This window comes from Rheinheimera hassiensis (genome assembly GCF_022436675.1).
Lineage (GTDB): Bacteria > Pseudomonadota > Gammaproteobacteria > Enterobacterales > Alteromonadaceae > Alishewanella > Alishewanella hassiensis.
In genome coordinates, this window is the sequence record NZ_JAKUJZ010000002.1 from 537773 (window position 1) to 556742 (window position 18970).

At 48.0% G+C, this 18970-nt stretch carries 17 protein-coding genes; 14 read left to right on the plus strand and 3 right to left on the minus strand.

The window, feature by feature from the left end:
* Positions 1–795, plus strand: coding sequence for a tRNA cyclic N6-threonylcarbamoyladenosine(37) synthase TcdA (tcdA, locus tag MJX74_RS05325; protein WP_275692666.1), 795 nt, complete (start codon positions 1–3; stop codon positions 793–795).
* A 206-nt stretch (positions 796–1001) separates the two neighbouring features.
* On the opposite strand, the gene MJX74_RS05330 is transcribed toward tcdA, so the two are convergent.
* The 3 genes from MJX74_RS05330 to MJX74_RS05340 all read right to left on the minus strand — a co-directional run bounded on the left by MJX74_RS05330 (position 1002) and on the right by MJX74_RS05340 (position 4064).
* On the minus strand, positions 1002–1442 hold the full coding sequence (locus MJX74_RS05330) for a SufE family protein (RefSeq protein WP_240221480.1): 441 nt from the start codon (positions 1440–1442) through the stop codon (positions 1002–1004).
* Positions 1439–2656, minus strand: a complete 1218-nt coding sequence (locus MJX74_RS05335; protein WP_240221481.1) for an aminotransferase class V-fold PLP-dependent enzyme — start codon at positions 2654–2656, stop codon at positions 1439–1441. Before MJX74_RS05335 ends, MJX74_RS05330 begins: the two co-directional genes overlap by 4 nt.
* Before the next feature lie 124 nt (positions 2657–2780).
* Complete coding sequence (locus MJX74_RS05340; RefSeq protein WP_240221483.1) at positions 2781–4064, minus strand: citrate synthase; 1284 nt, start codon at positions 4062–4064, stop codon at positions 2781–2783.
* A 393-nt stretch (positions 4065–4457) separates the two neighbouring features.
* On the opposite strand from MJX74_RS05340, the gene sdhC reads away from it, so the two are divergent.
* From sdhC to MJX74_RS05405, 13 genes are all read left to right on the plus strand, one after another.
* Positions 4458–4835 (plus strand): succinate dehydrogenase, cytochrome b556 subunit, encoded by a 378-nt coding sequence (sdhC, locus tag MJX74_RS05345; RefSeq protein WP_082694707.1) that lies wholly within the window; start codon positions 4458–4460, stop codon positions 4833–4835.
* Positions 4826–5173: a succinate dehydrogenase, hydrophobic membrane anchor protein gene (sdhD, locus tag MJX74_RS05350; protein ID WP_068231434.1), complete on the plus strand. Its 348-nt coding sequence runs from the start codon at positions 4826–4828 to the stop codon at positions 5171–5173. Before sdhC ends, sdhD begins: the two co-directional genes overlap by 10 nt.
* Complete coding sequence (gene sdhA, locus MJX74_RS05355; protein ID WP_240221485.1) at positions 5174–6946, plus strand: succinate dehydrogenase flavoprotein subunit; 1773 nt, start codon at positions 5174–5176, stop codon at positions 6944–6946.
* A 12-nt stretch (positions 6947–6958) separates the two neighbouring features.
* Positions 6959–7678, plus strand: a complete 720-nt coding sequence (locus MJX74_RS05360; protein ID WP_092793490.1) for a succinate dehydrogenase iron-sulfur subunit — start codon at positions 6959–6961, stop codon at positions 7676–7678.
* A 102-nt stretch (positions 7679–7780) separates the two neighbouring features.
* Complete coding sequence (locus MJX74_RS05365; protein ID WP_240221488.1) at positions 7781–10591, plus strand: 2-oxoglutarate dehydrogenase E1 component; 2811 nt, start codon at positions 7781–7783, stop codon at positions 10589–10591.
* Between the two features lie 66 nt (positions 10592–10657).
* Positions 10658–11863, plus strand: a complete 1206-nt coding sequence (odhB, locus tag MJX74_RS05370; protein WP_240221490.1) for a 2-oxoglutarate dehydrogenase complex dihydrolipoyllysine-residue succinyltransferase — start codon at positions 10658–10660, stop codon at positions 11861–11863.
* A 145-nt stretch (positions 11864–12008) separates the two neighbouring features.
* Positions 12009–13175, plus strand: a complete 1167-nt coding sequence (sucC, locus tag MJX74_RS05375; RefSeq protein ID WP_240221492.1) for an ADP-forming succinate--CoA ligase subunit beta — start codon at positions 12009–12011, stop codon at positions 13173–13175.
* Between the two features lie 10 nt (positions 13176–13185).
* Positions 13186–14058 (plus strand): succinate--CoA ligase subunit alpha, encoded by an 873-nt coding sequence (sucD, locus tag MJX74_RS05380; protein WP_008899439.1) that lies wholly within the window; start codon positions 13186–13188, stop codon positions 14056–14058.
* A gap of 125 nt (positions 14059–14183) precedes the next feature.
* Positions 14184–15236 carry a multifunctional transcriptional regulator/nicotinamide-nucleotide adenylyltransferase/ribosylnicotinamide kinase NadR gene (gene nadR, locus MJX74_RS05385; protein ID WP_240221494.1) on the plus strand — a complete coding sequence of 351 codons (1053 nt, stop codon included), beginning with the start codon at positions 14184–14186 and terminating at the stop codon, positions 15234–15236.
* A gap of 85 nt (positions 15237–15321) precedes the next feature.
* Positions 15322–16026, plus strand: coding sequence for a thermostable hemolysin (locus MJX74_RS05390; RefSeq protein ID WP_240221496.1), 705 nt, complete (start codon positions 15322–15324; stop codon positions 16024–16026).
* Positions 16026–17513 carry an AMP-binding protein gene (locus tag MJX74_RS05395; protein WP_240221498.1) on the plus strand — a complete coding sequence of 496 codons (1488 nt, stop codon included), beginning with the start codon at positions 16026–16028 and terminating at the stop codon, positions 17511–17513. Before MJX74_RS05390 ends, MJX74_RS05395 begins: the two co-directional genes overlap by 1 nt.
* Entirely contained in the window at positions 17488–18180 is a 693-nt protein-coding gene (locus MJX74_RS05400) for an iron-containing redox enzyme family protein (RefSeq protein ID WP_240221500.1), read from the plus strand. Before MJX74_RS05395 ends, MJX74_RS05400 begins: the two co-directional genes overlap by 26 nt.
* Complete coding sequence (locus tag MJX74_RS05405) at positions 18177–18962, plus strand: SDR family oxidoreductase (RefSeq protein ID WP_240221502.1); 786 nt, start codon at positions 18177–18179, stop codon at positions 18960–18962. The genes MJX74_RS05400 and MJX74_RS05405 overlap by 4 nt, the downstream gene beginning before the upstream one ends.
* Positions 18963–18970 lie beyond the last annotated feature (8 nt).

An 18970-nucleotide genomic window follows, 5' to 3' on the forward strand; every position in this document is an offset into this window, starting at 1 on the left:
ATGTCCGATTATCAATTACGTTTTGCCGGTATCGCCCGGTTGTACGGTGTGTCCGCGTTGGAGACTTTTCGCAACTCGCACGTTTGTGTTGTCGGCATTGGCGGTGTTGGCAGCTGGGCAGCTGAAGCTTTGGCCCGCTCCGGTATCGGCGAAATTACGCTGATTGACCTGGATGATGTCTGCATTAGCAATATTAACCGCCAGTTGCATGCGCTGAGCGATACGGTAGGGCAGGATAAAGTAGCGGTGATGGCACAGCGTATTAACGCCATTAACCCACAATGTGTTGTGCATCAGATAGAGGATTTTGTCACTACCGACAACCTGCGCGAGCTGATAACAGCCGATATGGATTATGTGGTGGATGCTATTGATTCGATTAAAGCCAAGGTAGCACTGCTGGCGCATTGTAAGCGAAATAAAATCAAAGTAATAAGCACCGGAGGCGCTGGCGGCCAAACTGATCCGACACAAATACAAATTACCGATCTCACCCAAACCATTAACGACCCACTATTGGCTAAAGTGCGTAACAGCTTGCGGCGTGACTACAATTACAGCCGTAACCCAAAACGCCGCTTTGGTATTGAATGTGTGTTTTCAACCGAGCAACTGGTATACCCGCAACCAGATGGCAGCGTTTGTCAGCAAAAAACCGCGCAGGTGAGCGCAGGCGGCGAGATAAGTAGTATGCGGCTGGATTGCAGCGGCGGTTTTGGTGCTGTTACCGTGGTTACCGCCAGTTTCGGTTTTGCCGCTGTGTCCAGAGTATTGAAAAAGCTGGCACAAAGTTAGAACTCTGATTGAGCCGCGCTACTTGCTCACACTGACACGCCGTGAATACGTCCCTGTAGGCTAGATTATAAACTTCATCCATGAAGTTTATCCTGCGGACCAGCGCAGCTGTTCAAATTCGCTCCCGGCGAATTTGTCAGCATCCATGCCTTCAACAACGGTCAGTGCAGAGCAAGCAGCCCGGATTCAAAGTCTGAAGCGTCGGCTTAGCAGCAAGATTTAATACGTTCGGCCATTGCGAGTAAACCATTGCCGCGTGACTGGCTTAAGTAAGGTTTTAAAGCTAACTGGTCAAACTTATGCCATAAGTCAAATTTGCACAGCTCGGCGGTTGTCATGCCATTAACCAGGCACAGCATAATTGCCATCAATCCTTTAACAATACGGGCTTCACTGTCGAGCACAAAGTAGTGTTTATCTGAAGCCTTGTCATGATAGTGCATCAGCCAGGCCCGGCTTTCGCAACCTTTTACCAACAGTTCCGGCTGCTTCATTTTTTCCGGAATAGCCGGCAGCTTTTTACCCAGCTGCATCAGCACCCGATATTTTGCCTGCCAGTCTTTGGCTAGTGCTATTTCCGTTAAATCGCGCTGCTGAATATCCAGCAGGGCGGGTTTGGTATCTGCTAATAATTGTTCTAATGTCATGCAGTTAAAATCTCCACGGCTTGCTCCAATGCGAGCAAACACCGGTTCACATCATCCAGCGTATTATAAGCGGCAAAGGAACACCTTATGGCACCTGGCCGTGCTAAGTAGCTAAATAATGGCATAGCACAATGTTGCCCCGACCTTACCGCTATTTTTTGCTGGTTAAGTAACTCAGCGACATCAGCAGGGTGCTCACTGTCAACATTTAATGCCACTATACCGGCATTATGCACAGACGAAGATAAAATATCTATGCCTTTTATAGCCGTTAACCCGTTGTAGAACTCTTTTAATAACAGCAATTTATGCTGCACGATTTGTTTGTTGTTGATTTTTTGTAGCCACTCAATGGCGGCAGACAGGCCGATAGCGCCTGCAATATTGGGCGTACCGGCTTCTAACCTGAACGGTAATTTGTTGAACGTAGTGTTAACAAAGCTGACACTGTCAATCATTTCACCGCCGGCAAAAATTGGTGTCAGACGCGTTAACTGTGTCGTTTTGCCATATAACACCCCAATACCGGTGGGGCCATAAAGTTTATGGCCGGAAAAAACATAAAAGTCGCAGTCCAGCTGTTGCATATCCGGCTGCTGGTAAACTATGCCCTGAGCACCGTCTACTACCGTAATCGCACCTGCGGCTTTTGCCAGAGCAACCATTTCAGCCACCGGCTGAATATGGCCCAAGACATTAGAAATATGGCTGAAACTGACCACTTTAGGTTTTAATTGCAGTAATTGCTGGTATGCCAGCATATCCAACTGATGATCGGTTGTTAACGGCACTACATCAATGATCACGCCAAAGCGCTGGCAGTGCAGCTGCCAGGGCACAATATTGGCGTGGTGCTCCAGTTGTGTCAGTAAAATACGGTCGCCTGGTTGCAGTACCGTATGCATCAAACCAAAAGCAATCTGATTAAGTGCTGCTGTGGCGCCACTGCAAAAAATAACTTCATGTAAATGCTGGGCATTAATATAGCTGGCAACAGTATTGCGGGCTTGCTCAAACAGCGCGGTGGCCTGCTGGCTTAACTGATGCGCGCCACGGTGTACATTGCTGTTGTATTGCTGATAAAACCGGGTAACAGCCTCAATCACCACCTGCGGTTTATGCATAGTGGCAGCATTATCTAAATACACCCAATCTGGCTGTTGCTGAAAAAAAGTAAATTGTTGGCGAAACTGCTGAACATCAAAAGCGGGCATAAGGGCAGGGAGGTCCACTGGCTAAGATAGCGCGATTTTGCCTGTTTTCTTAAGCTGGCGCAAATGCACCTAAAGGTTAGGCAACAAAAAAGCGGCCGAAGCCGCTTTTGCCAAATCAGTGAGATTAACGCTTATTCAGCGGTTTAAAATCACGGGTGTTGTAGCCGGTGTATAACTGGCGCGGACGGCCGATTTTGTGGCCTTTTTCGCCCAGCATTTCGTCCCAGTGTGAAATCCAGCCTACGGTACGCGACATCGCAAAAATTACCGTAAACATGCTGGTTGGAATACCAATGGCTTTTAAGATAATACCACTGTAGAAATCCACGTTCGGGTACAGTTTTTTCTCAATAAAGTATGTGTCTGACAGCGCAATACGCTCTAATTCCATTGCTACGTCTAACAGTGGATCTTTAACGTTCAGCTCTTTTAACACTTCATGGCAGGTATCGCGCATTACCTTGGCCCGTGGGTCAAAGTTTTTATACACGCGATGGCCAAAGCCCATCAGACGGAAGCTGTCGTTTTTATCTTTTGCCCGTGCTACGAACTCAGGAATACGATCAACAGAGCCGATTTGCTGTAACATCTTCAGGCAAGCTTCGTTTGCACCGCCATGCGCAGGGCCCCAAAGCGATGCTACACCAGCCGCGATACAGGCATAGGGGTTAGCGCCTGATGAACCGGCTAAACGTACAGTAGAAGTAGAGGCGTTTTGCTCGTGGTCTGCATGCAACATAAAGATACGGTCCATGGCTTTAGCCAGAATAGGACTAACTTTGTAATCTTCTGCCGGTACAGAGAACATCATGTGCAGGAAGTTTTCTGAATAGCTTAAATCGTTGCGTGGGTATACAAACGGCTGACCAACAGTGTACTTGTACGCCATAGCTGAAATAGTTGGCAGCTTGGCAATTAAACGGTGTGCGCTACGTTTGCGTTGTTCAGGGTCGTTGATGTCCAGATCTGAGTGGTAGAAAGACGACAGCGCGCCTACTACACCACACAGCATCGCCATTGGGTGGGCATCTACACGGAAACCCTGGAAGAACGAAGCGATTTTTTCATGCACCATGGTGTGGCGCGTGATAGTGTTTTTAAATTGGTTATATTGCTCAGCCTGCGGTAATTCACCTTCTAATAACAGGTAGCACAGTTCAAGGTAATCTGAGTGTTCAGCCAACTGCTCAATAGGATAACCGCGGTGCAACAGCACGCCTTCATCGCCATCAATGTAGGTGATTTTGGATTCACATGAGCCGGTAGACATAAAACCCGGGTCAAAAGTGAAGTAACCATGCTGACCCAAGGCGCGAACATCAATTACGTCAGTGCCGGCGGTGCCAGAGTATATTGGCAACTCGAACGATTTCCCATCGACCTGCACGACGGCCTTTTTATCTGCCATTGGATTTCTCCTGTTGTTGTAGTATCGGGTTAAAGGAATTTAGCAAATTGGTCGCTATTCTACCTGCAAACGACCCCTTAAAGTCAATTTTAATGCGTTTCTGCTTAATAAGTATTCGACTCTAGTATTATTGCTCTACTCTGTAAAATGTGTAATGTTCCAAATACGGATTTTTTCGAGTAAAACCAAACAAAAATTGTAATACCGAGTCGCGAAATATATACTATTGCGGTTTTTAAACAGTTCACTCAGCAAGCACTTTTTGCTGAATCCGGCAGGACTGATCCAGCTTGAGCAAAAAGGTGTATTGGTTTTGGGTGTTGACTGTTTATACAGCAATGACAACGACAATGACAACAAGAGCTCGATAATGGGCATCGATGGGCAAGCACTGTGAAAAAACAAAGACCAGTAAATCTCGACCTCTCTACCATATCGTTTCCGGCACCTGCCATAGCGTCAATTCTGCACCGTGTTACGGGCGTGGCATTGTTTTTTGCATTGGTATTCGTTATCTGGGCCTGGGCTTACTCGCTTCAGGACCAGCAGAGCTTTGACTATGTTAAAGCGCTGATGACGTCTCATCTGGCTAAATTCATTGCCTGGGGCACTATCACTGTTCTTATCTATCATTTGGTTGGCGGTATTCGCCATCTGATCATGGACATGGGGCACTGGGAAGAGCTGAAATCCGGCAACTTAAGTGCAAAAGTGACAATAGTGCTGTGGGTAGTATTAGCAGTATTAGCAGGAGTATGGTTATGGTTTTAAACCAGGCAAGTCTGAAACGCGATGGCGTGCAGGACTATGTATCTCTGAGAGCAACAGCCATAGTGCTGGCGCTTTACAGTGTATTTATTCTCGGTTTCTTCCTTATTACGCCGGAAGTTACCTTTGAAGCGTGGCAAGCCTTGTTTGCCAATACGCTGGTAAAAGTCTTTACCTTGTTAGCGTTAGTGTCTATTGCCGTGCACACCCGCATTGGTTTATGGCAGGTGCTGACTGATTACATCAAATCAGCGGCTCTGCGCGCAGTATTGCAATTCTTCCTTTATGCGCTGGCTTTCTCGTATGTTGCGGTTGGCCTGTTTGTTTTGTGGGGTGCTTAAGTGAATATTCCAGTAAGAGAGTTTGACGCCATTGTAATTGGTGCCGGTGGTGCAGGTATGCGTGCCGCGCTGCAAATTACGCAGTCTGGTTTAAGCTGCGCACTATTGTCTAAAGTGTTTCCAACCCGTTCGCACACGGTATCTGCTCAGGGCGGTATTACTGTAGCACTGGGTAACAGCCACCCGGATAACTGGGAATGGCACATGTTTGATACTGTTAAAGGTTCTGATTATATTGGTGACCAGGACGCTATCGAATACATGTGTAAAACCGGCCCGGAAGCCATTACCGAGCTGGAGAATATGGGCTTGCCTTTCTCGCGCTTTGAAAATGGCCGTGTGTATCAGCGCCCGTTTGGTGGTCAGTCTAAAAATTTTGGTGGCGAACAAGCTGCCCGTACCGCTGCTGCTGCAGACCGTACCGGTCATGCTTTACTGCACCTGCTGTATCAGCAAAACGTAAAAAATAAAACTCAGGTATTTTCTGAGTGGTATGCGCTTGATCTGGTGAAAAACCAGGACGGCGCTGTAGTAGGTTGTACTGCTATTGATATTGAAACCGGTGAAATCGTTTATTTCAAAGCCAAAGCAACTGTGTTGGCAACCGGTGGTGCCGGCCGTATTTATGCCTCTACTACCAATGCGCATATTAATACCGGCGACGGTGTAGGTATGGCCCTGCGTGCCGGTGTGCCGCTGCAGGATATGGAAATGTGGCAATTTCACCCAACCGGTATTGCCGGTGCCGGTACCCTGGTAACAGAAGGTTGTCGTGGTGAAGGCGGTTATCTGCTGAACAAAGACGGCGAGCGTTTTATGGAGCGTTATGCTCCTAATGCGAAAGATTTAGCCGGCCGTGATGTTGTTGCCCGTTCAATGATGACTGAAATCCGTGAAGGTCGTGGTTGTGATGGCCCATGGGGCGTACACATTAAACTTAAATTAGACCACTTGGGCGCGGAAGTATTAGAAAGCCGTTTACCAGGTGTGTGCGAGCTATCAAAAACCTTTGCTCACGTTGACCCGGTAAAAGAGCCGATCCCGGTTATTCCAACTTGCCATTATATGATGGGTGGTATTCCAACTAACGTACATGGCCAGGTTCTTAAACCTACTGCCGATGGCAACGAAACTATCGTGGCTGGCTTATTTGCCTGCGGCGAAATCGCTTGTGTATCAGTACACGGTGCTAACCGTTTAGGCGGTAACTCACTGCTGGACTTGGTAGTATTTGGCCGAGCAACCGGCTTGCACTTGGGTGAAGCATTGGCTGCTACGTCTGAAGCCCGTGCAGCTTCGCAATCAGACTTAGATGCTGCTTTAGCCCGCACTCAGCGCTGGGAAGAGTCCAAACCAGGCCAGGGTGAAGACCCGGTGCAAATTAAGAAAGATCTGCAAAAATGTATGCAGCTGAACTTCTCGGTATTCCGTGAAGGTGCCGCCATGGCTGAAGGCTTGGCTGAATTAAAAGAAATTCGTGAACGGTTAAACTTTGCCCGTCTGGATGACAAGAGTTCAGACTTTAATACCATGCGTATTGAATGTTTAGAGCTGGATAACCTGATGGAAACGGCATTTTCAACTGCGGTAGCAGCTAACTTCCGTACCGAAAGCCGTGGCGCTCATGCCCGTTTCGACTTCCCGGATCGTGATGATGAAAACTGGTTATGTCATAGTGTCTACACGCCGGATACTGAATCTATGTTTAAGCGTAAAGTGAATCTGGAACCTAAGTTCCGTGAATCCTTTGTGCCTAAAGCACGTACGTACTAAGAGGGCACAGCGATGAAGAAATTAGTTTTCTCAGTCTATCGTTACAACCCTGATGTCGACAAAGCGCCGCGCATGCAGGAATATACGCTGGACAACCCGGAAGGCCGGGACATGATGGTGCTGGACGCGCTGATCAAATTAAAAGAACAGGATCCAAGTTTATCGTTCCGTCGCAGTTGCCGTGAAGGTGTGTGTGGCTCTGATGGTCTTAACATCAACGGTAAAAATGGTCTGGCTTGCATTACGCCTTTATCAGCTGCAGGCTTAAAAGGCGGTAAAATTGTTATTCGCCCGCTGCCGGGCTTACCGGTAGTGCGTGATCTGGTTGTCGATATGAGCCAGTTTTACACCCAGTACGAAAAAGTGAAGCCGTACTTAATCAACGACAGTAAGTTACCACCTGCCGGTGAGTATCTGCAGTCGCCTGAAGAACGTGCTAAACTCGATGGCTTGTATGAGTGTATTCTGTGTGCATGTTGTTCAACCTCTTGCCCATCGTTTTGGTGGAACCCGGACAAGTTTATCGGCCCGGCTGGTTTACTGCATGCTTACCGTTTCCTGGCAGATAGCCGTGATACGGCAACAGAGCAACGCTTAAACGATCTGGATGATGCTTTCAGCGTATTCCGCTGCCATGGCATTATGAACTGCGTTAATGTTTGTCCGAAAGGTTTAAACCCAACCAAAGCAATTGGTGAAATTAAATCTATGTTGTTAAACCGGGCGCTGTAATGCGCCCTTTTTTGGTATGTGCGTGAAAGACAGCCAGAATGCATGCAATCAGGCTGTTTTTTTGCTACTTTTTCCAGGTGCGCGGAAATTAAGGGAAACTAAATGCACGAAGGTGTAATGAAGGCGTGGTTAGAGTCTTCTCATCTTGGCGGCGGCAATATGGCCTACGTTGATGAGCTCTATGAATCCTACTTAGCTGAACCTACCAGCGTTGGTGACGAATGGCGTGAGTTTTTCGCCAAATTACCAAAACTTGACGGCGTCGATCTTGAAACCCGTCACTCTGATGTCAGGCAGCAATTCGCAGATTTGGCCCGTAATAAACACCGCGAAGTGGTGGTGGTCAATTCCGGTACAGCTGCTGACAGTCGTCAGGTTAAAGTATTGCAGCTGATTAACTCTTACCGCTTTCGCGGCCATCAGCAAGCTAACCTTGACCCGCTAGGCCTGTGGAAGCAATCACGCGTACGTGATTTAGAGCTGTCTTACCACGACTTATCAGAAAGTGATTACGATACCGAGTTTAATGTTGGATCATTTGCCATTGGCAAAGAAACCATGAAACTGGGTGAATTACACAAAGCGCTGGAGAAAACCTACTGTGGTTCTATCGGTGCTGAGTATATGCACATTGTTTCTACTGATGAGAAACGCTGGATCCAACAGCGTTTAGAATCGATTCAGTCAGCACCGTCTTATGATAAAGCCGCTAAAACCCGTATTTTGAATGGCTTGGTCGCGGCAGACGGTCTGGAAAAATACCTGTCTTCCAAATTCCCGGGTGCCAAGCGTTTTGGTCTGGAAGGTGGCGATGCTATGGTGCCAATGCTTAAGGCCATGATTCACCGTGCCGGTGAACAGGGCGCTAAAGATTGTGTTATCGGTATGGCGCACCGCGGCCGTTTAAACACCTTAATTAACGTGCTGGGTAAAAACCCGTCAAAGTTATTTGACGAGTTTGCCGGTAAATATGAAGTCGTCGGCGCCGGTGATGTGAAATACCACATGGGTTTTTCATCTGATTTTGAAACAGCCGGTGGCAATGTGCATTTAGCGCTGGCGTTTAACCCGTCACACCTGGAAATTGTAAATCCGGTTGTGATTGGCTCGGTGCGTGCGCGTTTAGACCGTCGTGGTTGTACCGACGGCTCACTGGCGTTGCCAGTCACCATTCATGGTGACTCAGCTTTTGCCGGCCAGGGTGTAGTAGCGGAAACCTTTAATATTTCACAAACCCGTGCCTTTAAAGTGGGTGGTACTATCCGTTTAGTGATTAATAACCAGGTTGGTTTTACCACGTCTAAACAGGAAGATACCCGCTCTACGGAATACTGTACTGACATCGCTAAAATGGTACAGGCGCCTATTTTCCATGTAAATGGTGATGATCCTGAAGCGGTAGTATTTGTTGCACAGTTGGCAGTGGATTACCGCAATACCTTTAAGCGTGATGTGGTAATTGACTTGGTATGTTATCGCCGTAACGGCCATAACGAAGCTGACGAGCCAAATGCAACGCAGCCGCTGATGTACCAAAAAATCAAAAAGCACCCAACCCCACGTGAAATTTATGCGCAAAAGCTGGTAGCAGAGGGCTTGTTCAGCACTGAGCAAATCAGTGAAATGATTGAGCAATACCGTAATGCGCTGGATAAAGGCGATTGTGTGGTAGAAGAATGGCGACCAATGACTGAAACATCAGTTGACTGGACACCGTTCTTAGGCCATGACTGGGACTCAACTTATGATGCCAGCGTATCAGTAGAAAAACTGGTCGAGTTGGGCAAAAAAGCCACTGCCATTCCAGAGTCGCATACACTGCAACGTCAGGTTGGCCGTGTTTATGAAGATCGTGCCTTAATGCTCTCTGGCGAGAAGAAAATCGACTGGGGCTTTGCTGAAATTCTGGCTTATGCTTCCACGGTAGCCGAAGGCAGCCGTATTCGTATTGTTGGCCAGGACTCGGCTCGTGGTACTTTTTTCCATCGTCATGCGGTATTACACAATCAAACTGATGGCAGCACCTATACGCCGCTGGAACATATCAGTGACAAACAAGGGCCATTCCAGGTATACGATTCTGCGTTGTCAGAAGAGGCCGTGATGGCGTTTGAATACGGCTATGCTACTGCAGAGCCTCGCGCCATGGTAATTTGGGAAGGCCAGTTTGGTGATTTTGCCAACGGTGCACAGGTAGTTATTGACCAGTTCCTAAGCTCGGGCGAGCAGAAGTGGGGCCGGTTGTGTGGCTTAACCTTGTTGTTGCCGCACGGTTACGAAGGCCAGGGCCCGGAGCATTCATCAGCCCGTCTGGAACGCTTCCTGCAACTATGTGCTGATCACAATATGCAGGTCTGTATTCCGACTACGCCGGCGCAGGTATTTAATATGTTGCGCCGTCAGATGGTACGGCCAATGCGTCGTCCGTTAATTGTTATGTCGCCAAAGTCGTTACTGCGTCATCCATTGGCTACCTCAACGCTGGAAGAGCTGGCAGCAGGCAAGTTCCATAACGTAATTGGCGAGATAGACGATATCAAACCAGCTGATGTTAAACGTGTAGTGTTCTGTAGCGGTAAGGTGTACTACGAGTTACTGGAAGAGCGCCGCAAGCGTGAACAAAAAGACGTTGCTATTGTCCGTGTTGAACAGCTGTATCCGTTCCCGCATGACGAAATGGCTGAAGTGTTAAGCCAGTATCAGCATGTCACTGACTTTGTCTGGTGTCAGGAAGAGCCACAGAATCAGGGCGCCTGGTATTGCAGCCAGCATCATTTCCGTGCTGCTATTCCTAAAAACGGTCAGCTTATTTATACCGGCCGTGATGCTTCGTCATCGCCAGCAGTAGGTTATCTGTCGGTGCATAACAAGCAGCAACAGGCGCTGGTTAACGACGCTTTGACTATAAAATAATTGATTGTCCGGCCTGTATAACGGGCCGGTTAAACGAAATAAGACCAACCGGTAAAAGGTGAAAAAGTGGAAATTAAAGTACCCGTACTTCCAGAATCTGTTGCAGATGCAACCATCGCCACCTGGCACGTTAAAGCAGGCGAAGCCGTAACACGTGATCAGGTATTAGTTGATATTGAAACCGACAAAGTGGTACTTGAAGTTGTTGCTCAGGCCGATGGCGTAATGGGCGAAATCATTCATGACACCGGTGCTACCGTAACTGCTGAAGAAGTTATTGGTAAAATGGAAGCCGGTGGTGCACCTGCAGCGAAAAAAGACGATGCGCCAGCGAAGAAAGACGATGCCAAAGCTGATGCCGTACCTGCTACAGGTTCAGACGACAGCAACGACGATGCCTTAAGCCCGTCTGTGCGCCGCATGATTGCTGAAAAAGGCTTAGACGCCAGCAAAATTAAAGGCACTGGCAAAAATGGCCGTGTGACCAAAGAAGACGTAGAAAAGTTTGTCGCCGGTGCCCCAGCAAAAGCTGCAGCGCCAGCTGCTTCTGCACCCACTGCGGTAACCGGTGATCGCAGCCAGAAACGTGTGCCTATGACACGTTTACGCAAAACCATCGCGAATCGCCTGTTAGAAGCGAAAAATTCTACCGCTATGTTAACGACCTTTAACGAAGTTAACATGAAGCCGATTATGGACCTGCGCAAGCAATACCAGGACGTGTTTGAAAAGCGCCACGGCATCCGTTTAGGCTTTATGTCGTTCTACGTAAAAGCTGTGACTGAAGCGCTGAAGCGTTACCCAGAAGTGAATGCAGCGATCGACGGTGATGACATTGTGTATCACAACTTCTTCGACGTCAGCATTGCGGTGTCTACACCTCGTGGTCTGGTCACTCCGGTACTGCGTGATTGTGACAAAATGAATTTGGCTGAAATTGAAAAAGCCATCAAAGAATTAGCCCTTAAAGGCCGTGACGGTAAGTTGTCTATGGACGACTTAACCGGCGGTAACTTTACTATCACCAACGGTGGTGTGTTTGGTTCTCTGATGTCTACACCAATCATCAACCCACCTCAAGCCGCTATTTTGGGTATGCATAAAATCCAGGACCGCGTGATGGTAATCGATGGCAAGATGGAAATTCTGCCAATGATGTATCTGGCGCTATCTTACGACCACCGCATTATCGACGGTAAAGAGTCTGTAGGCTTCCTGGTAACCATTAAAGAATTGCTGGAAGATCCAACCCGTATCCTGCTGGATATCTGATTATTCGGCAAAAGTAAGCAAAAATGCTGTTGTTTTTTGACAACAGCATTTTTTATCGAACCGGTTGGCACTATAATATGCGCCGATCAAAGTCAGGCTGTACTAAACAGTGCAGCTTTCATATTCAAATGAACGGAAAATAGCCATGAATTTGCACGAGTATCAGGGTAAGCAACTGTTTGCCCAATATGGTTTGCCTGTATCTAAAGGCATTGCCGCAGCTACAGTTGAAGAAGCGGTAGCAGCTGCAGATAAAATCGGCGGCGATATGTTTGTTGTTAAAGCCCAGGTTCACGCTGGCGGCCGCGGTAAAGCGGGCGGCGTAAAGCTGGTTAAGAGCAAAGAAGATATCAAAGCTTTCGCAGAAAAATGGCTTGGCAAGAACCTGGTAACTTACCAAACTGATGAAAAAGGTCAGCCGGTTAGCCGTATCCTGGTTGAACCTTGTACAGATATCGCTAAAGAACTGTATTTAGGTGCAGTAGTTGACCGCTCTTCACGTCGTATCGTGTTTATGGCATCTACTGAAGGTGGCGTGGAAATTGAAACCGTTGCCCACGAAACACCAGAAAAAATTCTGAAAGCAGCAATTGACCCGTTGGTAGGCGCACAGCCATTTCAGGGCCGTGAGTTAGCATTCAAATTAGGCCTTGAAGGCAAGCAAGTGAACCAATTCGTGAAAATTTTCATGGGTCTGGCGCAACTGTTTAAAGACAAAGATTTAGCTCTGCTGGAAGTGAACCCTCTGGTTATCACTCCTGCTGGCGATCTGCACTGCTTAGATGCCAAACTGGTTATCGATGGCAACGCTCTGTACCGTCACCCTGATTTAAAAGCTATGCAGGACCCTTCACAGGAAGATCCACGTGAAGCACATGCTGCCTCATGGGAACTGAACTATGTAGCGTTAGGTGGCGACATCGGCTGTATGGTTAACGGTGCCGGTTTAGCTATGGGTACTATGGACATCGTTAAATTACACGGTGGCCAACCAGCTAACTTCCTGGACGTTGGCGGCGGCGCAACCAAAGAGCGCGTAGTTGAAGCGTTCAAAATTATCCTGTCTGACGACGCTGTTAAAGCGGTATTTATCAACATTTTCGGCGGTATCGTACGTTGCGATATGATTGCTGAAGGTGTTATTGGCGCAGTAAAAGAAGTTGGCGTTAAAGTACCGGTAGTTGTACGTCTGCAAGGTAACAATGCAGAGCTGGGTGCTAAAGTGCTGTCTGAAAGCGGCCTGAATATTATCGCTGACACAGACCTGACTAGTGCTGCCAAGCAAGTAGTTGCTGCAGCGGCTAAGGCATAAGGGGTTATCAATGAGCGTTTTAATTAATAAAGATACCAAAGTAATTTGTCAGGGCTTCACGGGTGCTCAGGGTACTTTCCACTCTGAACAAGCCATTGCTTATGGCACTAAAATGGTTGGTGGTGTGACTCCGGGTAAAGGCGGTCAAACTCACTTAGGTTTACCAGTATTCAATACAGTTAAAGAAGCAGTAGAAGCAACTGGTGCAGAAGCATCAGTAATTTACGTACCAGCTGCTTTTTGTAAAGATTCTATCCTGGAAGCGGCAAATGGTGGCATCAAGCTGATCGTTTGTATCACTGAAGGCATTCCTACACTGGATATGCTGGACGCTAAAGTACGTTGTGACGAATTAGGCGTACGCTTAATTGGCCCTAACTGCCCGGGCGTGATCACGCCAGGCGAATGTAAAATTGGTATTATGCCAGGCCACATTCACTTACCAGGTAAAGTAGGTATTGTTTCACGTTCAGGTACTCTGACCTATGAAGCAGTAAAACAAACTACCGATTACGGTTTCGGCCAGTCTACCTGTGTAGGTATTGGTGGCGACCCAATTCCAGGTTCTAACTTCATCGACATCCTGAAATTATTCCAGGACGATCCACAAACTGAAGCCATCGTAATGATCGGTGAAATTGGTGGTTCAGCTGAAGAAGAAGCGGCTGCTTACATCAAGCAACACGTGACTAAGCCAGTTGTGTCTTACATCGCCGGTGTTACTGCACCAGCTGGTAAGCGCATGGGCCACGCAGGAGCTATCATCTCTGGTGGTAAAGGTACAGCTGACGAGAAGTTCGCTGCACTGGAAGACGCCGGTGTTAAAACCGTGAAAAGCTTAGCCGATATCGGTAAAGCACTGAAAGAATTGACTGGCTGGTAACAGGTTGTTGATTTAGCTTATAAAAACCCGCTTATGTAGCGGGTTTTTTGTTTTAAGCACTAGCATGGTGTTTTATTACAATTCAGTGTACGGTTCAGTTTTAAGATTACACTTGGATTAAACCGATGAAAGTGGGTGTTTTCCCCGGCAAGTTTTTACCACCGCACCGCGGTCATATTACCGCGATACTTCGCGCGCATGCCCTGTGTGATAAATTGTATGTGGTGATCAGTGAGCGTACGGTTGAAGATGGGCAACTGTGTAAAAGTGCCGGTATTGCTTATATCAGCGGCGTACTGCGCCAGCGCTGGTTATCTCAGGAGTTACAAGGGCTGGGTATCGAAGTACTGCTGCAAAATGAAGATGCAATGACACCTTTTCCACAAGGCTGGGGCGCTTACGCCATGCAGCTTAAACACACCGTGCCTGAGCCTTTTAGTGTGATTTATGGCGGTGAAGAAAGTTATCGTGACGGCCACAATCGATATTTTCCTGGCATTGAGTATAAAGTACTAGACCCACAGCGTACTCAGTGGCCCATAAGCGGCACAGAAATTCGTAATCACCCGTATTTGCACTGGGACTATATCGCCGGCTCTGCCAGGCCGTTTTTCGCCCGTAAGGTACTGATCACCGGGCCGGAGTCTTGCGGTAAAACCACACTAACGCGCAAACTGGCCAAAGTGTATTGCACCTCCTGGTCGGAAGAGCTGGGCCGTGACTATCAGCACGATGTTGTCGGCGGCAATGGCGACTTATTTGATCTGGAAGATTTTAATCGTATAACGCATTTGCAGTATGAGCAGGATTTAACCGCCTTGCGCAGCGCCAACAAGGTGTGCTTTTTTGATACCGATGCCGTGGTTACGGCGTTTTTCAGTCAGGTATTTTTAGGCCAGGTGGCAAGCCGGATAGAAAGTTTTATCGATCCAACCAAGTACGACCTGGTGATAGCGCTTAAACCCACTGTGCCATGGGTCGCCGATGGTATGCGTGAGCTGGGCGAGCAGGCCACCCGTGAATTGAGCTTTGACCAACTGATGGCGCTGTATCAGAGCTATGGTTTTGATGTCAGCCGCTTTTGCATGATAGATGCGCCGGACTATTATCAGCGTTTTGAGGGCTGTATCACTGCAGTTGAAAAATTGCTTTATGGCTGTGCTGAATCAACGATATAAAATAAATCTCCTGCCGGAACTTCTCTTAAGACTACTTTAAGTATTCTCCTCCAGACTGGTTGTAACGGTAAAACAGGAGCCCGTTATGACCAGTCTTATGCACAGCGCCAAACTCAGCGGTAGTACAAGCGTCAACAACGTCGTAACTGAGCCCGGCGAAAGTTGCTTACAGTTAGTGTTACCTGATCAGCCACAACGCAGTTCATTGCAGCAATTTATTCAACAAGGTTTTGCTACTAACTATCAGGCTAACGTGCAGCATTTTATGCCTAATTTATTAGGTGTAAGCCGCAATGGGCAGTGGCAGGCCGTATTGGGGTTGCGCAGTGCTGCTAAAACGCCGTTGTTTATTGAGCAATACTTGCCTGATGCCGTAGAGCAATTACTTGCCACTCACGGTTTGTCTGCTGAGCGTCACCAGTTGATAGAAATCGGCCATTTGTATGCGTCAAACCGGCAAAGCTTATTACAACTCTTCGTACTGATGGCTTATGCGCTGGACCAGTTAAATTACCGCTATTTATTATGTGCCGCCACGACACAGGTACGCGGTATTTTAAGCCGCCATGGCATTGAGCTGACCGAATTGGCTGAGGCAAAAGCGGATGCTTTAGGTGAACAGGCGGCGAGTTGGGGAACCTACTACGACACCAATCCAAAAGTGTGCGTGATGGATTTAGCCGCCGTGACCCGGCTTATTCATCGCGAAGAGAAGCTCACGGCTTTAGCGCATCAGCACTGGCCGCAGTTACATCAGTTGGTTGCCCGCTTGCCGGCAGGAGACTGCTAATGCGTATTGAATTACCCGCCACGGCTATGCTGCGCGATCTGGCAACGGAGATAAGTTACCCGCAAGCCCAGATCAAAAAACAGATGCGCTTTTGGCAGGAACTATTATCAGGCTATGGTGCGCGGCGTATTGCGTTGGCTGCCAATAGCTCAGCGCAGTGGGCGCTGCTAGATTTAGCCTGTCTGGATGCAGATTTATTATTGGTGCCACTGCCAACTTATTTGACTGGTAGCCAACTGACGCACGTGATGTCGCAGTTGCAGCCAGATATTTATATTTCAGATACTGAGCAACTGACAGCCGAATTTACCCTGTTGGAACAAGTCGGTGATTTATTAATGTATCGCCGTGAATTAGCCGGCTCTGGTGCAGCTATTACACCGGGTTGTCAAAAAATCACCTTTACTTCAGGTTCAACCGGACAGCCAAAAGGTGTGTGTTTATCGGCAAAAAGCCAGCTTGATGTGGCGCACAGCCTTATTGAACGTATTAAACAACATTCACCTAAACACCTGTGTTTATTGCCTTTAAGTACGCTATTGGAAAACATCGCAGGTATTTATGCGCCATTGTTAGCGGGTGGCGAGGTGCTGATAGCACCGGATTTAATGCGCGGTTTTAACGGGAGCCAGCTGGTTAGCCCACAGGCTTTACTTCAGCTTATAACTAGCGTAGCACCCAAAAGTCTGATTTTAGTACCGGAATTACTGCAACTGCTGGTGATGGCGAGAACTCAGGGCTGGCAAGCTCCGTCGTCACTGCAATTTATCGCTGTAGGAGGTGCTCATGTTTCTGTTGCGTTATTGCTGCAGGCGTCACGGCTTGGATTGCCCGTGTTCCAGGGCTATGGCTTAAGTGAATGTGCATCTGTGGTCGCGCTATCAAGTTTTGATGCCCGGCAAAGTACCGCCTTGGAACTCGAATTAGTCGGTTTGCCGTTAGCGCATCGTGATATCGAAATTATCGATGGCGAAATTGTCGTAAACCAACCTTTTTTGGGCTATTTGGGCGATGCTGCCTCTGCTGGCAATAAGGTTTTTACCGGTGATTTAGGCGAACTGGATGCAAAAGGGCAGTTACGCATTCTGGGGCGGCGTAAAAACTTACTTATTTCCAGCCTGGGCCGAAATATTTCACCGGAATGGCCTGAAGCCTTGCTTACACAAAGCGGTTTAATTCGCCAGGCGGTGTTGGTTGGTGATGCCAAGCCTTACTGTGCGGCACTTTTATATCTTGCTGATCCCAAGTCGGCAGCGTTGTTGCCAGCCTATCTGCAGCAGGTGAACCAGCAACTACCAGATTATGCGCAAATAAAAGCTTATCACCTGCTAACCCAGCCTTTATCTGTGGCAGATGGCACCCTAACAGCCAATGGCCTGCCGCGCCGTGCTGAGGTGGTTAAAAAATACCAACGTCAAATTCATGATTTATTTGTACCTACTACAGCAATTGGAGAGTCCTATGAGTTTTTATCAAACGTTGGTTAACGCAACGCAAGCAGAGCGGGCTTATTTGCTGGACGCTCCGATGATCCGCCGCACTTTTGCCGGCGACTTTACGCTGGATCATTATGTGGCTTTTTTAAATCAGGCATATCACCACGTTAAACATACAGTACCTCTGTTAATGTCGGTGGGAGCTCTGCTGCCAGAGTCGAAAGAATGGTTACGCGAAGCGGTGGCAGAATACATCGAAGAAGAGCTGGGCCATCAGGAGTGGGTGCTAAATGACATAGCCGCCTGTGGTTATGACAAAGAGCAGGCCCGCACCAGCACACCAGCCTTTGCTACTGAGCTGATGGTATCTTACGCCTATGACTCGGTGCGTCGGGTTAACCCGTTGTGTTTTTTTGGCATGGTACTGGTACTGGAGGGGACATCCATCGCATTAGCAGAACAGGCCGCCGGCAAAATTGCCGCTACTTTACAGCTACCACGGCGTGCCTTTAGTTATCTGAACTCACATGGTGCTTTAGATCAGGACCATATCAAGTTCTTTGAAAGCCTGATGAATAAAATCACCGAACCGGCTGAGCAGGCACTGATTATTCACAGCGCCAAACGCTTTTTTCACTTATACGGTGACGTGTTTCGTAGCCTTGAACAGCCTCATGGTCTGAGAAAAAAAACGCAGGCAGAGGAGTGTGTGGCATGAGCTTTTTAGCGGGTAAAACGGTTCTGCTGACTGGTGCAACCGGCGGTATAGGCTCTGAAGTGGCCGGGCAGTTAAGCGCTGCGGGAGCCAGGCTTATTCTGACCGGGCGCTCAGCCGTAAAACTCAAAGCGTTACAACGCCAGTTGGCGGTTGAAACCCTGGTGTATTGCTGCGACTTAACCCGTGTGACAGAGCAACACGCTTTGCTGCAGTTTTGCCAGCAGCAGGGCGGTATAGATGTGCTGATCAATAATGCCGGTATCAGCCAATTTGGTTTATGCCAGCAACAACAGTTCAATGATCTGATTAATATTAATTTACTGGTCCCCATGCAGCTGTGTCAGCTGTTTTTACCGGTTTTACGCCAGCGTAAGGGCCAGATAGTTAACGTGGGCTCCGCCTTTGGCAGCATCGGTCACCCCGGCTTTACCGGCTATTGCGCCACCAAGTTTGGTTTACGTGGTTTTACTGAAGCTTTACAACGTGAACTGGCCGACAGTGGCATACAAGTGAAATATTTTGCGCCAAGAGCCACAGAAACCAGTATTAACTCCAGTGATGTAGTACAACTGAATCAACAACTTGGCAATAGCATGGATAGCCCGGCCTGGGTGGCAGAGCAGTTAATTAAACAGCTGAAGTCCAATGAACTGCGCCGTTTCCTTGGCTGGCCCGAGCGTATTTTTGTGCGCCTGAACGCGGTGTTCCCGGCGCTGGTCGATATGGCTTTAAAAAGTAAATTAACACTGATTGAATTATTTGCAGTGGGCAAAAACCACTAACGAGGTAA